This window comes from Knoellia terrae (genome assembly GCF_048606435.1).
GTDB classification, from domain to species: Bacteria; Actinomycetota; Actinomycetes; order Actinomycetales; family Dermatophilaceae; genus Knoellia; species Knoellia terrae.
Map to the genome: position 1 here is coordinate 128,252 of NZ_JBMBWH010000009.1, position 14,565 is coordinate 142,816.

Consider the following 14,565-nt stretch of genomic DNA (forward strand, 5'->3'; position numbering starts at 1 on the left):
GCCCTTTGCCAAACCTTGACCCACTCCTGAACTTTTCGAGGGGTCGGAGACCGGTGGTGCGTGGCAGGTTCGAAGGACTCGGTCCCATCCGGTCCGGGGGAACCCTGAAGGGACCACCACATGTCTGTTCGCACCCTGCGGCCCGTCGCGATCCTCGCGGCGACGATCATGTCGGCCGCCACCCTGGGCCTGGGAGCCACGGGCGCCTCGGCCGTCACGACGGCCGGTGACCGCGGCCTCGCCGCCGAGTGCGCGTCCACCGACGTGCACGCCGACGAGGCGCCCGTCGCCGGGCGCGGCGCCCGCGCGCGCGACCCGCACGACGTCAGCCCCGCCCAGGCCCGCTCGATGGAGGACCGGCTCAGCGCCGCCCTCGCAGCGAAGGGCTACACCAAGAGCCCGTCCGGCGAGGCCCGCAAGCCCGGTGGCGGCACCGCGGTGTTCGCCCCCGTCGCGGTGAACGTCCACTGGCACACGATCACCGACGGCAGCCGCGGTGCGCTGAGCTCCTCGGAGATCGCGAGCCAGATCAGCGTGCTCAACAGCGGCTACTCGGGCAGTGGCTTCTCGTTCCGCCTGGCCAGCACGACCACGACGAACAACCCGGCCTGGTACAACGGTCTCGACTACGGGACCCGCGCCGAGCGCGACATGAAGACGAGCCTGCACGTCGGTGGCAAGGCCGACCTCAACATCTACACCGCCGACCTCGCCGGCGGCCTGCTCGGCTGGGCCACCTTCCCGAAGTCGAGGACCGACGTCATGGACGGCGTGGTCCTGCTCGACGAGAGCCTGCCCGGCGGCACGGCCTCGCCCTACAACCAGGGCGACACCGGCACCCACGAGGTCGGCCACTGGCTGAACCTCTACCACACGTTCCAGGGCGGCTGCTCGGACACGGCCGGCGACTACGTCGGTGACACCCCGGCCGAGGCCAGCCCGGCCTCCGGCTGCCCCACGGGCCGCGACACGTGCACGCTCCCGGGCCTGGACCCGATCAAGAACTTCATGGACTACACGACCGACGTCTGCATGGACCACTTCAGCACCGGGCAGAAGACCCGTATGCAGAACGCCTGGGTCGCCTACCGAGGCTGACGCCCCACCTCGGCCGAGGTGTGGTGAGGGAGGGCCCGTCGTCACGGCGGGCCCTCCCGCCTGTCCGGCCCACGCGGTAGGTTCTGCTCACCACGGGGCCGCGGGGGACCCACGTCAGGAAGGTCCACCATGCCGACTCGATTGCTCCGACGGTGCGCCGTCCTCGCGGCCCTGGTGATCGGCACGGCCTCCCTGGGGTGGAGCGCCGGGCAGGCCGCCGCTGCTCCCGGAGCCTTCGACGCCCTCGCCCTCCAGTGCCTGTCGGCCGCCGGGTCGGACGCGGGCGTTGCCGCCGCCGGGCGCGGCACCCGGGCCAAGGACCCGCACGACGTCTCCGCATGGCAGGCCCGCTCGATGGAGGCCAGCCTCACGAAGGCACTCGCCACGCGGGCCACCAAGGGTGTCCGGACGACCCGCGGCACGACCGGCACCACGGCGAGGACGGCCACCACGGCGACCTTCGCCCCGGTCGTCGTCGACGTGCACTGGCACACGATCACCAGCGGCTCGCGGGGGGCGGTCAGTGCTGCCGTGGTGACCCAGCAGGTGAACGTGCTCAATGCCGCGTATGCCGGGTCGGGGTTCTCGTTCCGGCTCGCGAGCACCTCGAGGACCGACAACGGCGCTTGGTACACCGATCTGACCTACGGCGGCGCCCCCGAGCGGGCGATGAAGTCCGCGCTCCACGTGGGTGGCATGGACGACCTCAACATCTACACCGCCGATCTCGCGGACGACCTGCTGGGCTGGGCGACCTTCCCCACCTCCACCCCGAGCGCCATGGACGGCGTCGTGCTCCTCGACGCCGCGCTGCCGGGCGGGACGGCCGCCCCTTACAACCTCGGTGACACGGCCGTGCACGAGGTCGGCCACTGGCTCAACCTGCACCACACCTTCCGCGGGGGGTGCTCGCGGATCAACGACTACGTCCTCGACACCCCGGCCGAGGCGAGCCCGGCGAGCGGCTGCCCCGTCGGCCGCGACAGCTGCGGCCTGCCCGGGCTGGACCCGGTGAGGAACTTCATGGACTACACGACGGACTCGTGCATGAACCACTTCAGCGGGGGCCAGCGCAAGCGGATGCAGCACTCCTGGGTGGCCTTCCGCGCCGCCTGACCGGCACGCGTCGCCCCGCAGCGGCGCGGGCTCGACGAGCGGCCGCACCCCCAGCACACGTCCGTGAGCATCTGCGTGAGGCGGGCCCCCGGCACGTCGTCCTCGAAACCTCGTTAACCTTGCGGAGCCCATGAGTACCTCTGCCGCCAGCCACCTCAGTCCCGCCTTCCCGGAGCGGGCGGCGTGGGGTACCGCAGCAAAGCTGCGCGCGTGGCAGCAGGAGGCGCTCACGGCATACCTCGTGTCGGAGGCCAAGGACTTCCTCGCGGTCGCGACGCCGGGGGCCGGCAAGACGACCTACGCCCTGCGGATCGCGGCGGAGCTGCTCGAGAGCGGCGAGGTCGAGGCCATCACCGTCATCGCGCCCACCGAGCACCTCAAGACGCAGTGGTCCGAGGCCGCGGCGCGGGTCGGCATCCAGCTGGACCCGAGGTTCTCCAACTCCACGGCGGTGCACAGCCGCGAGTACGACGGGGTCGCCCTCACCTACGCCCAGGTCGCCTCCCGCCCCGACCTGCACCGACGGCGCACCGAGTCGACGCCGACGTTCGTCATCCTCGACGAGATCCACCACGGCGGCGACGCGCGCAGCTGGGGTGACGCGATCCGGGAGGCGTTCGAGCAGGCGACCCGCCGCCTCTCGCTCACCGGGACGCCGTTCCGCTCGGACAGCAACCCGATCCCGTTCGTGCGCTACGAGATGGACGAGGCCGGCGTCCTGCGCTCGGCCGCCGACTACACCTACGGGTATGCCGCCGCGCTGCGTGACGCGGTCGTGCGACCCGTGCTCTTCCTCGCCTACGGCGGTGCCATGCGCTGGCGCACCAAGGCCGGCGACGAGATCGCGGCCCGTCTGGGTGAGCCGATGACCAAGGACCAGACGGCCCAGGCCTGGCGCACCGCGCTGGACCCGAAGGGGGAGTGGATCCCCTCCGTGCTGGCCGCGGCCGACAAGCGGCTGACCGAGGTGCGGCGCCACGTCCCGGACGCCGGTGCGCTCGTCATCGCCTCGAACCAGACCTCGGCCCGCGCCTATGCCCGCATCCTCGAGTCGATCACGGGGGAGAAGCCGACCGTGGTCCTCTCGGACGACGCGGGCTCCAGCGCCCGGATCGAGGAGTACTCCGCGTCGACCAGCCGGTGGATGGTCGCCGTGCGCATGGTGTCCGAGGGCGTGGACGTGCCGCGGCTCTGCGTCGGTGTCTACGCCACCTCGACGTCGACCCCGCTGTTCTTCGCGCAGGCCGTCGGCCGGTTCGTTCGCGCCCGCAAGCGGGGCGAGACCGCCTCGATCTTCCTGCCGTCGGTGCCGTTCATCCTCGCCCACGCCGCTTCGATGGAGGTCGAGCGCGACCACGCCCTCAACCGCCCGAGCGACGCCGAGGGGGAGGCGTCGATGTGGGCGGAGGAGGAGGGCCTGATCGCCGCCGCCAACCGCACCGAGCGCACCATGGGGCTGGAGGAGGAGAGCTTCGAGGCGCTCGAGTCCGACGCCCACTTCGACCACGTCCTCTTCGACGCCCAGCAGTTCGGCCTCCATGCCGAGGTCGGCTCCGAGGAGGAGCAGGACTACCTCGGGCTCCCGGGCCTGCTCGAGCTCGACCAGGTGTCCGCCCTGCTCCACGAGCGACAGGCCAAGCAGTCCAAGGCCCCGGGCCGCAGACCCCGTGCCGAGCAGGCGCCGGTGTCGGCGCACCGCGCGCTCGCGGCGCAGCGCAAGGAGCTCAACGCCCTCGTCGCCGCCTACGCGAAGAAGACCGGGGCGCCGCACGCGAACGTCCACATGGAGCTGCGCCGGGCCTGCGGTGGACCGGAGCTCGCGGCGGCGACGTCCGAGCACGTGGCGGCGCGCATCGACAAGGTGCGGCTCTGGTTCGTCGGCCGCCGCTGACGGCCCGTCAGGCAGAGCAGTGCGTCACGAGGTGGAGCCGCGCTGAGACGCGGCCTCGACGAGCGGCCCCGTGCGGTGGTCGAGGTGGGTCACGAGGCACATCGAGGTGTTGGCGCGCAGCACGTGCACGTCGTCGATGATCTGGTCGATGACCCGGCCGAGGTCGGCGTTGTCCCGGGCGACGATCCGCACGATGAGGTCCCCGACACCCGTCGTCGAGTGGATCTCGAGGACCTCCGGGATGGCGGCGAGGTGCGCCACGACCGGCGCGTGACCCTGGCGCTGGCGGATCTCGAGGGTGCAGAAGGCCGTGACCGGGTAGCCGAGGGCCGCCGGGTCGATCTGTGGCCCCATGGAGGCGATGATCCCGCGGTCCTGGAGGCGGTCCAGGCGCGCCTGGACGGTGCCGCGGGCCACGCCGAGAGACCGGGAGGCGCCCAGGACCCCGATCGTCGGGTGCTCGGTGAACAGGGCGATGAGGCGGGCGTCCAGCGCATCGATGCCGTCGGGTCGGATCATGGGCACAGTGTCAACCGTGACCGGCCTTCACGGCAACACGGTGCGCAGACTGCGCACCGCGGCGGCATACCGTTGCACATCCTGCGCTGGTCGGACACCCTGCAGGAATGACCGACACCACGACGACCGCGCAGGCCTCCACCGCCAGCCACCTCGACCTCACCCCGCAGGAGAGCGAGGCCGGCCTCGACCTCGAGCAGCTCAAGCAGCTCGTCGGGCTGGTCGAGTACGACGAGAGCACCGACCCGTTCCCGGTGACCGGCTGGGACGCGATCGTGTTCGTCGTCGGCAACGCGACGCAGGCCGCGCAGTACTACCAGTCCACGTGGGGCATGGAGCTCGTCGGCTACTCCGGCCCCGAGACCGGCAACCGCGACCACAAGGCGTTCGTCCTCAAGTCCGGCTCGATCCGCTTCGTCCTCAAGGGCGCCGTCAGCCCGGACAGCCCGCTCATCGCCCACCACAGCGCGCACGGCGACGGCGTCGTCGACATCTCGCTCGAGGTGCCGGACGTCGACAAGTGCATCGCCCAGGCCAAGGCCGCCGGCGCCCGCGTCGTGCAGGAGCCCGAGACCGTCTCCGACGAGTACGGCACCGTCCGCGTCGCCTCCATCGGCACCTACGGCGAGACCGTGCACTCGCTCGTGCAGCGCACCGTGGACGGACAGACGTATGCCGGTCCGTACCTCCCGGGGTACGTCGCCCGCACCTCGACCTTCACCAAGCGCGAGGGCGCCCCGAGGCGCCTCTTCCAGGCGCTCGACCACATCGTCGGCAACGTCGAGCTCGGCAAGATGGACGAGTGGGTGACCTTCTACAACCGGGTCATGGGCTTCGTGAACATGGCCGAGTTCATCGGTGACGACATCGCCACCGACTACTCGGCGCTCATGTCCAAGGTCGTGGCCAACGGCAACCATCGCGTGAAGTTCCCGCTCAACGAGCCGGCGATCGCCAAGAAGCGCAGCCAGATCGACGAGTACCTCGACTTCTACCGCGGCCCCGGCGCGCAGCACCTCGCGCTCGCGACCAACGACATCCTCCGCAGCGTCGACGAGCTGCGCAAGGAGGGTGTGGAGTTCCTCGACACCCCCGACGCGTACTACGACGACCCGGAGATGCGGGCCCGCATCGGCCACGTCCGCGTGCCGATCGAGGAGCTCAAGAAGCGCAAGATCCTCGTCGACCGCGACGAGGACGGCTACCTGCTGCAGATCTTCACCAAGCCGCTCGGCGACCGCCCGACGGTCTTCTTCGAGATCATCGAGCGCCACGGTTCCCTCGGCTTCGGCAAGGGCAACTTCAAGGCGCTGTTCGAGTCGATCGAGCGCGAGCAGGACAAGCGCGGCAACCTCTGAGACCGGCCTCTGGGGCGCGGAGCGGTTCGCGAACCCCCGTGGTGCTCGCCGACCGGATCGATCCGGAGATCGAGCGAGCATCCGGTTCGCGAACCGTTCTGGGCTCGACGGGAGCTGCGAGCGGGGCGACGGTGGCCGGCGGGCGGCCTACGCTCGTCCCATGGGATACGAGTACAAGGTCGTGCAGATCCGTGAAGGTCTCGTCGGCGGCAAGATGTCCGCCGGCAAGCTCGAGTCGGTCCTCAACGAGTGGGCCGCCAAGGGCTGGCAGCTCAAGGCGGTCACGGCCGTCGAGGTCAAGGGACGTATCGGGCCCGGTGGCACCGAGGGCGTGCTCGTGACGTTCGAGCGGGCCGTGGGCTGAGCGGCTCCGCGGTGGGCGGTCCGGCTACCTCGGTCGTCGTCCTGCCGAGCGTGCTCGTCGGAGCGTCGGCCTACACCGGGCTGGCCGAGGCGTTCCGCGGCCTCGGGCTGGTCGCGGCCGTGGCGGCGCCGCCCCTGGAGGTGCGTCGTGGCGCCGACGTGCTGGAGACCTTCCGGGCGAGCGTCGCCCGGGCGCGGCCCGACCTCGTCGTCGCCCACAGCAACGCCGGCCTCGTCGCACCCGCCGCCGCGGCCGGCGTCCCGGTGGTCTTCGTCGACGCGGCGCTCCCGCCCCCCACGGGTCCGGGCCGCATGGCGCCCGCCGCGCTGATGGCGCGCTTGGAGGAGCTGGCCGACGCGAGCGGGATGCTCCCCCCGTGGACGGGCTGGTGGGACGCCGAGGACGTTCCCCCGCTGTTCCCCGACGTGGCGACGAGACGGGTGGTCGAGGCCGACCAGCCCCGCCTGCCCCTCGACTACTTCCGCTCCGAGGTCGCCTCCCCGCCCGGGTGGGAGGGTGGTGCTCACGCCTACCTCGCCTTCGGCGGGACGTATGCCGGGGAGCTGGGCCGAGCGCGCCGGCTCGGCTGGCCGACCGCCGTCGTCGACGGCGCGCGGCACCTGCACCACCTTCACCACCCGGAACCGGTGGCGCGCTCCGTGCTCGCGCTCGCCGCGGCGGCCACGAGCAGTGACGATGCGGGTCCCCACGGGCCCGTGTGACATCCTGCGAGGCATGAGCACGCCGAGCAGTCCCGGGTGGTACGAGAACCCCGACAACCCCGACGAGCTCCGCTACTTCGACGGCATCCTGTGGACCTCCAACACGACGTCCCTGCGCAAGCGGCCGGCGTCGCCGGCGGGACCTCAGGCTCCGACCGCACCCGACCGCACGCCGACCCCGCCGTCGGCCTCCGCTCCTCCGGGATGGGGGACTCCGCCTCGCCGGCCGGGCTGGCAGCGCCCGTCGCCGACCGCCGACATCCCCGGCCAGCCCGAGCTGGCTCCCTACCTCTCCCGGGTCGTCGCCTACCTGCTGGACACCCTGCTCATCGCGTTCGTCTCGCTGGTCCTCGGTGGGTGGTTCCTGTGGAAGGCGATCGAGCCGATCGCCGACCGGCTCGACGCCGCGATGGTGGCGGGGGACTTCCGGGCGATGAGCTCGGCTCTGGCCGAGGCGGGGCTCGGGTGGCTCGCCGCCTTCCTCGCGGTGCAGCTCGTCGTCATGCTGGCGTACCACACGTTCTTCCTCACGCGGTGGGGCGCGACCCCGGGCAAGATGCTCCTGGGCATCAGCGTCCGTCGCGTGGACCGCGCCGGTCCGCTCGACGTCGACACGGCCGTGCGGCGAGCCGGGTTCCAGGCCGTCGCGCAGGCGCTCGGCAACGTCCCGGTCGTCGCGAGCATCGCGACGGTCCTCGTCATCACCGACCTCGTCTGGCCCCTGGCCGACCAGCGGAAGCAGGCCCTGCACGACAAGGTCGCGAGGACGATCGTCGTCAGGGGTCGCGTCCAGCGCTGACCCGGCGGGTCAGCGCGAGGGTGCGGGGGCCGGGCGAACCGTGCCCACGCACTCCCCGAGCGAGATCGTCGTCCCGTCCGGGCCGGGGGCGGTCGCGCGCAGCACGACCGTGTCACCGTCCTCGAGGAAGGTGCGCTCGGTCCCGTCGTCGAGGGTCACCGGCTCCGACCCGCCCCACGACAGCTCGAGGAACGAGCCGCGCTCGTCCTTCTCCGGCCCCGAGATCGTGCCCGACCCGAAGAGGTCGCCGTTGCGCAGCGTGGCCCCGTTGACGGTCATGTGCGCGACCATCTGCGCCGGCGACCAGTACATCGAGCGGTAGGGCGGCCGGGAGACGACGGTGCCGTTCCACTCCACCTCGTAGGTGATGTCGAGCCCGTATGCCGTGCCCGCGCCGTCGTCGGTCGGCTCGCCGAGCAGGTAGGGCAGGGGGGTGGGCTCGCTCTGTCCGGGCAGCGGGACCCGGGCGGACCGTAGGGCCTGCATCGTCACGACCCACGGGGAGATCGACGTCGCGAACGACTTGCCCAGGAAGGGTCCGAGCGGCACGTACTCCCAGGCCTGCAGGTCGCGGGCGCTCCAGTCGTTGAGCAGCACGACCCCGAAGAGGTGGTCGTCCGCGTCGGCCACCGAGACGGAGGAGCCGAGCTCGGTGGCGCCGCCGACGACGAAGCCGAGCTCGGCCTCGATGTCGAGGCGAGCGCTCGGCCCGAAGACGGGAGCCGGCTCGGTCGGCGGCTTGCGCTGGCCCGACGGGCGGGTGATGTCGGTGCCCGACACGACGACGGTGCCCGAGCGACCGTGGTAGCCGATGGGCAGGTGCTTCCAGTTCGGCGTCAGCGGCTCGGAGTCGGGCCGGAACAGCCGCCCGACGTTGGTGGCGTGGTGCTCGCTCGCGTAGAAGTCGACGTAGTCCGCCACATCCACGGGCAGGTGCATCGTCACCCGCTCGACCGGGACGAGGTGCGGCTCGACGCAGTCGCGACGGGCCGGGTTCGTCAGCAGCTCGACGAGCCACTCGCGGGCCGAGGCCCAGGCGTGGCTGCCCAGGGCGAGGAACGGGTTGAGGGTCGGGGCGGACCACACGGCATACGACTCCATCCCCGCCTTCTCGGCGCAGGGGCCGAGGTCGAGCACGTGGTCGCCGACGCGCGTGCCGACGCGCGGCGACGAGCCGTCGGTGGAGAAGACGCCGTAGGGCAGGTTGGTGATGCCGAAGGGGTGGTCGGCGGGGAGGTCGAGCCAGGTCATCAAGGGTTCTCCTGGTGGTGGACGAGGTCGAGGTCGAGCAGGTCGAGGTCGCGCAGCTCGCCGATGGGGTCGGTGACCTCGCAGCAGCCGTATGCCGTGAGGAGGCTTCGCACTCGGCGCACCTCGGGCTCGCCGAGGGCACTGACGGCGTCGGCCAGCGGGCGAGGGTCGCGTTCGGACAGCACGGTCTCGGGTGCAGCCGGGGAGCCGTCGTGGGCGGCCGCGTGCACGGCGAGGAGGACGTTGAGGAGCCCGTGCTGGGGGTCCCCGTCGTGGTCGGCGCGCACCGCGTGGTGCAGGCCGCCGGTGAGCTTGAACGGCACGCCCAGCCGGGCGCAGTCGTGCAGGAAGCCGGCGAGCTCCGCCTCGTCGGGCCACTGCCAGGTCGGGGTGGCGCCGGTGCGGAACTTCGCCTGGACCGGTCTCCCGACCTCGTCGACGGCGGCCGCGACGTCGTCGAGGGCACGGTCTCGCTCGGCGCCGCGAGGGACCTCCAGCGTCAGGGGCAGGCCCTCGACGGCGAGGCCGCGCCAGCCGGCAAACCAGCCCAGCTCGGCCCCGACCACGTCGACGAGCGGGTCCCCGCCGAGCCGCTGCACGGCGTCGACGACCAGGTTCGGGTCCGCACCGGGCCGCGCGATGAGACCGACCGAGAGGACATCGCCCGGTTCCGAATTGGCCTGCGCCGCAAGGGCGTCCGCGTCGACGGCCGGCACAAGGAGCGGGCCCACCAGGCCGGCATACGGCGATCCACGGTGCGCGCGGTGACGGCTCACGGCGACCGGGAGCGGGGCGTTGCCGGGTGGGAACACGGCCGCATCGTCGATGAGCCCTGCGAGCAGGGCGGGAGGCGCCGGGGACATGGCGGACACGCTACTAGGCTGGAGAGGCACAGGTTCCGACACGCATTCGACACAACGAGGTGGAGACGAAGTGGCGCACTACCAGTCGATGGGCAGCATCCCGCCCAAGCGGCACACGCAGCACCGGCGACCGGCCGGACGGGGCAAGGTCGGCGAGCTCTACTACGAGGAGCTCATGGGCGAGGAGGGCTTCTCCTCCGACTCCTCCCTGCTCTACCACCGCAACATCCCGTCGACGATCGTGGACGCGCGCGAATGGGCGATCGGGGACCTGTCCACGACGCCCAACCACCCGCTCAAGCCTCTGCACCTCCAGCCGCACGCGCTCTTCGACAGCGCGAGGACGGTCAAGCAGACCGACGTCGTGACCGGACGCCGGCTCCTGCTCGGCAACGGTGACGTGCGGATCTCGTATGCCGTGGCCGGCGCCACGAGCCCGTGGTACCGCAACGGCATCGGGGACGAGTGCGTCTACGTCGAGCGCGGCGCCGCCCGGGTCGAGACCGTCTTCGGGGCGTTCGAGGTGGCCCAGGGCGACTACGTCATCATCCCGAGGGCGACGACCCACCGCTGGATCCCGAAGACGTCGCGCAAGGACCCGCTGCGGGCCTACTGCATCGAGGCCAACAGCCACATCGCGCCGCCCAAGCGCTACCTCAGCAAGTACGGCCAGCTGCTCGAGCACAGCCCCTACTGCGAGCGCGACCTGCGGGTCCCGCGGGGACCCCTGCTCGCCGAGGACGTGGGTGCGAAGGAGGGCGACGAGACCGAGGTCTACATCAAGCACCGGGGGAGCGGTCCCGCCAGCAGCGGCGGCATCGTCGGCACGGTGCACACGCTGCCCTTCCACCCGCTCGACGTCGTCGGCTGGGACGGCTGCCTCTACCCGTACGTCTTCAACGTGCGCGACTACGAGCCCATCACCGGGAGGGTGCACCAGCCGCCGCCCGTCCACCAGGTCTTCGAGGGCTGGAACTTCGTCGTCTGCAACTTCGTGCCGCGCAAGGTCGACTACCACCCCCTGTCGATCCCGGTGCCCTACTACCACTCCAACGTCGACTCCGACGAGGTCATGTTCTACGTCGAGGGCGACTACGAGGCACGCAAGGGCTCGGGCATCGGGCAGGGCTCGATCTCGCTGCACCCGGGCGGGCACGCCCACGGGCCGCAGCCCGGTGCCGCGGAGGCGTCGATCGGGGCCGAGTACTTCGACGAGCTCGCCGTCATGGTCGACACGTTCCGGCCGCTCGACCTCGGTGAGGGAGGGCTCGCGTGCGACGACGGCAGGTACCACCTCAGCTGGAGCGGCAACCGTGCCAAGCCGGCCGACGCGGCCGAGGTCCACAGCATCGACTGAGCGTCCTCACCGCACGACCACGCCCCCACGTCGACCGAGGTCGACGCGGGGGCGGGGTCGTGAGTGCGACGTCCGGGTCAGGGAACCAGGGTGATCCGGTTCTGCGGGCCGGGGTTCACGGTGCCGAGGTCCTCGACGTAGCGGGAGAACGCATCGAGGTCGATCTCCCCGACGAACCGGTTGGTGCCGTTGCGGAAGACGCTGAAGCCGTCACCACCGTCGGCGAGGAAGTTGTTGACCGTGACGCGGTAGGTCGCAGACGGGTCGAGCGGCGCACCGTTGATCCGGATGTCGGAGACCAGGTCGCCGGCCGGCCCGGACGGCCCCGCGCTGGTGCGGACATACGTGAGGGACGCCGGGATCTGCAGCACCCCGTTGCCACCCGCGAACTGCTGCTCCAGCACGGCCTGGACGTCCGCACCTGTCATGTCCATGGTCACGAGGACGTTGGCGAAGGGTTGGACGCTGAAGGCCTCGCCGTAGGTGATCGGGCCCTCGTTGATGACCGCCCGGATGCCGCCGGCGTTCATGAACGAGATGTCCGCTGGCGCACCGTTGGTCCACCCGGCTCCGGAGGTCGCCCACAGTTGGGCGTCGGCGATGATGTCACCGAGCGAGGACTCACCAGCGGCATTCGCCGTCCGGCTGAGCTCCGCCGTGGCCGTGCCGATGACGCGGTTCTCGACCGGTGCGGCGATCTCGCCGTACTTGGCGATGAGAGCCGAGATGTCCTGGGCAGGCGCGACCGTGTCCCGCTTCACGATGACGTTGTTGATCGTCGCGGACACGACCTCCTTGGTCGCCCGGCTGATCGACAGGTCGATGTCCGTGACGAGACGGCCGGCCGAGGCCGCACCGGTGACCATGATTCCCGTGCCGGCGAGGTCCGGGCAGTTGAGGGCCCAGTTCGTGTGGCCGGTGACGACGAGGTCGATCTCCGGGTTGAAGCGCTTGACCACCTCGACGCCCGCACCCGTCGGGTTGGCGCAGGTGTTGATGGTCGTCTCGTTGAGCGGGGTGCCGGAGCTGCCGCCCTCGTGGAGGAGCACGACGATCGTCTCCACCCCCTGCTTCTTGAGCTCGGGCACGAGGGCGTTCACCGAGTCGGCCTCGTCGTGGAAGTCGAGGTTCTCGGTGGCGGCGGCGGTGACGACGCTGGGCGTTCCCTCGAGGGTCATGCCGACGACCGCGACCTTGGCGCCGTCGAACTCGTGGACGGCGTAGGGCGGGAAGATCGTGTCGCCGCTGTCCTTGTACGTCACGTTGGCGGCGAGGAAGTCGAAGTCGGCGCCCTCGAAGCCGTCGCCACCGAAGCAGCCGTCGACAGGGTGGCAGCCGCCCTCCTGCATGCGGACGAGCTCCTCCGGGCCCTCGTCGAACTCGTGGTTGCCCACTCCGTTGTAGTCCAGGCCCATGAGGTTCATGGCCTCGATGGACGGCTCGTCGTGGAAGATCGCGGACACGAGGGGCGTGGCGCCGATGAGGTCCCCGGCCGAGACGAACAGGGAGTTCGGGTTCGTGGCCTCGAGGTCGCGGACGTGCTGCGCGAGGTACTCCGCGCCACCGGCGGGCGTGTTGCCGATACGGCCGCCCGAGCTGGTCGAGTCCGGCGGCCGGAGCTGGCCGTGGAAGTCGTTGAGGGCCAGCACCTGCACCTCGGTCGTCTGGGCCTTCCTCTCCCCCTTCCCGCCATCGGGCGGCGCGGCCGTGGCCCCGGGGATGAAGGCCGGCAGCAGCAGCGCTGATCCGGCGACGAGCACTGCAAGGGACCTATGACGCACGACGCATCCTCCTGGACCGATTTCGGCACGAATGACCGGAGGTTAGCCGGTGAGGGGCCAGGAGGCCATGGCCCACCTGAACCCCCCCTCCGCGCCCGGCCGAGCGCGTCGGCTCAGAGGTAGATCGTGGGGATGGCCGGGTCGCCGTGGCTCAGCTGGTGAGCCGACCGGGGCAGCTCGGCCACCGAGGCCTCGTGGCGCTCGCGCGCGGTCGCCAGCTCGACGTGCTCGCCACCGACGATCTCGCCGGCTCGGACGTAGTCGACGAGGAGCGTGCGGTCGTCCCCGTCGTCGACGGGGGCCTCGCCGACGCCGATCACCTCGGCCTCGGCGGTGCCGCGGGCGTCCCGCCGCCGCAGCGCGAACTTGCGGCCGCCGACCGACGCCTTGTCCTTGCTGGCCTTGGCCACGCCGACCATCGCGCCCGAGTCGTCCGCCCGCGCCACGAGCTTGTAGACCATGCCGGCGGTCGGTGCCCCGGAGCCGGTGACGAGCTGGGTGCCGACGCCGTACGCGTCGACCGGCCCCGCCGCGAGCCCGGCGATGGCGAACTCGTCGAGGTCGGAGGTCACGACGATGCGGGTCGAGGTGGCGCCGAGCGCGTCGAGCTGCTCACGCACGTCCTGCGCCTGGTCGAGCAGGTCCCCGCTGTCGAGGCGGACCGCACCCAGCCCGGTGCCGGCGACCTCCACGGCGATCTCGACGGCGCGCTGGACGTCGTAGGTGTCGACGAGCAGGGTCGTGCCCACCCCCATGGCCTCGACCTGTGCCGTGAAGGCCTGCCGCTCGTCGTCGTGCAGGAGGGTGAACGAGTGCGCCGCGGTCCCCGCGGTGGGGACGCCCCAGCGTCGGCCCGCCTCGAGGTTGGACGTCGCGGCGAACCCGGCGATGTGGGCCGCCCGGGCAGCCGCCACCGCGGCCTCCTCATGGGTGCGCCGTGAGCCCATCTCGATGCACGGCCTGGTGCCTGCGGCCCCGGTCATCCGGGATGCGGCACTCGCGATCGCACTGTCGTGGTTGAGGATCGAGAGGATGAGCGTCTCGAGGACGACGCCGTGGGCGAAGTCCGACTCGACCACGAGCACGGGTGAGCCGGGGAACCAGGCCTCGCCCTCGGCATACCCCCGGATGTCGCCGTCGAAGCGGTAGTCCGCGAGGAACTGCAGGGTCGGCTCGTCGACGACCCTGCTCGCGCGCAGGGCTGCGACCTCGGCGTCCCCGAATCGGAACCGCTCGATGGCGTCGAGCACGCGCCCGGTGCCGGCGAGCACGCCGTAGCGGCGCCCCTCGGGCAGCCGACGGGCGAAGGTCTCGAAGACGCAGCGACGGCCGGCCGCTCCCGAGCGCAGGGCCGCCTGCACCATCGTCAGCTCGTAGTGGTCGGTCAGGAGGGCGGTGGACGCGGGGGCGGCGACTGGCTCTGGCCTCATCCCCGGGAGCCTATTG

At 71.6% G+C, this 14,565-nt stretch carries 13 protein-coding genes; 8 read left to right on the top strand and 5 right to left on the bottom strand.

Annotated elements, in window-relative coordinates:
- Positions 1-120: 120 nt before the first annotated feature.
- The 3 genes from ACOJV9_RS13215 (at position 121) to ACOJV9_RS13225 (ending at position 4,105) form a co-directional block, all read left to right on the top strand.
- A complete protein-coding gene (locus ACOJV9_RS13215) occupies positions 121-1,098 on the top strand; it encodes a zinc metalloprotease (RefSeq protein ID WP_420185682.1) in 978 nt (325 codons plus the stop codon).
- A 129-nt stretch (positions 1,099-1,227) separates the two neighbouring features.
- Positions 1,228-2,214, top strand: a complete 987-nt coding sequence (locus tag ACOJV9_RS13220; RefSeq protein ID WP_420185683.1) for a zinc metalloprotease — start codon at positions 1,228-1,230, stop codon at positions 2,212-2,214.
- A gap of 130 nt (positions 2,215-2,344) precedes the next feature.
- The gene (locus ACOJV9_RS13225; RefSeq protein WP_420185684.1) at positions 2,345-4,105 is read left to right on the top strand and encodes a DEAD/DEAH box helicase; all 1,761 of its coding nucleotides are present in this window, start codon (positions 2,345-2,347) and stop codon (positions 4,103-4,105) included.
- A 24-nt stretch (positions 4,106-4,129) separates the two neighbouring features.
- On the opposite strand, the gene ACOJV9_RS13230 is transcribed toward ACOJV9_RS13225, so the two are convergent.
- Positions 4,130-4,624 (bottom strand): Lrp/AsnC family transcriptional regulator, encoded by a 495-nt coding sequence (locus ACOJV9_RS13230; protein WP_420185685.1) that lies wholly within the window; start codon positions 4,622-4,624, stop codon positions 4,130-4,132.
- Positions 4,625-4,731: 107 nt separating this feature from the next.
- Here ACOJV9_RS13230 and hppD point away from each other — a divergent pair, with 107 nt between their 5' ends.
- The 4 genes from hppD (at position 4,732) to ACOJV9_RS13250 (ending at position 7,867) form a co-directional block, all read left to right on the top strand.
- Positions 4,732-5,982 carry a 4-hydroxyphenylpyruvate dioxygenase gene (gene hppD / locus ACOJV9_RS13235; protein ID WP_420185686.1) on the top strand — a complete coding sequence of 417 codons (1,251 nt, stop codon included), beginning with the start codon at positions 4,732-4,734 and terminating at the stop codon, positions 5,980-5,982.
- 160 nt (positions 5,983-6,142) lie between these two features.
- A complete protein-coding gene (locus ACOJV9_RS13240; protein WP_420185687.1) occupies positions 6,143-6,346 on the top strand; it encodes a DUF4177 domain-containing protein in 204 nt (67 codons plus the stop codon).
- Between the two features lie 11 nt (positions 6,347-6,357).
- Positions 6,358-7,068, top strand: a complete 711-nt coding sequence (locus tag ACOJV9_RS13245) for a hypothetical protein (RefSeq protein WP_420185688.1) — start codon at positions 6,358-6,360, stop codon at positions 7,066-7,068.
- A 13-nt stretch (positions 7,069-7,081) separates the two neighbouring features.
- Positions 7,082-7,867, top strand: a complete 786-nt coding sequence (locus ACOJV9_RS13250) for an RDD family protein (protein ID WP_420185689.1) — start codon at positions 7,082-7,084, stop codon at positions 7,865-7,867.
- 9 nt (positions 7,868-7,876) lie between these two features.
- Here the strand turns inward: ACOJV9_RS13250 and fahA are convergent, their stop codons facing one another.
- Both fahA and ACOJV9_RS13260 read right to left on the bottom strand, forming a co-directional pair.
- The gene (gene fahA, locus ACOJV9_RS13255) at positions 7,877-9,118 is read right to left on the bottom strand and encodes a fumarylacetoacetase (protein WP_420185690.1); all 1,242 of its coding nucleotides are present in this window, start codon (positions 9,116-9,118) and stop codon (positions 7,877-7,879) included.
- Positions 9,118-9,981, bottom strand: coding sequence for a hypothetical protein (locus ACOJV9_RS13260; protein WP_420185691.1), 864 nt, complete (start codon positions 9,979-9,981; stop codon positions 9,118-9,120). Before ACOJV9_RS13260 ends, fahA begins: the two co-directional genes overlap by 1 nt.
- Before the next feature lie 70 nt (positions 9,982-10,051).
- Here ACOJV9_RS13260 and ACOJV9_RS13265 point away from each other — a divergent pair, with 70 nt between their 5' ends.
- The gene (locus tag ACOJV9_RS13265; protein WP_420185692.1) at positions 10,052-11,338 is read left to right on the top strand and encodes a homogentisate 1,2-dioxygenase; all 1,287 of its coding nucleotides are present in this window, start codon (positions 10,052-10,054) and stop codon (positions 11,336-11,338) included.
- 77 nt (positions 11,339-11,415) lie between these two features.
- On the opposite strand, the gene ACOJV9_RS13270 is transcribed toward ACOJV9_RS13265, so the two are convergent.
- Positions 11,416-13,119 (bottom strand): bifunctional metallophosphatase/5'-nucleotidase, encoded by a 1,704-nt coding sequence (locus ACOJV9_RS13270; protein WP_420185693.1) that lies wholly within the window; start codon positions 13,117-13,119, stop codon positions 11,416-11,418.
- A gap of 113 nt (positions 13,120-13,232) precedes the next feature.
- Positions 13,233-14,549, bottom strand: coding sequence for a nicotinate phosphoribosyltransferase (locus ACOJV9_RS13275; RefSeq protein WP_420185694.1), 1,317 nt, complete (start codon positions 14,547-14,549; stop codon positions 13,233-13,235).
- Positions 14,550-14,565 lie beyond the last annotated feature (16 nt).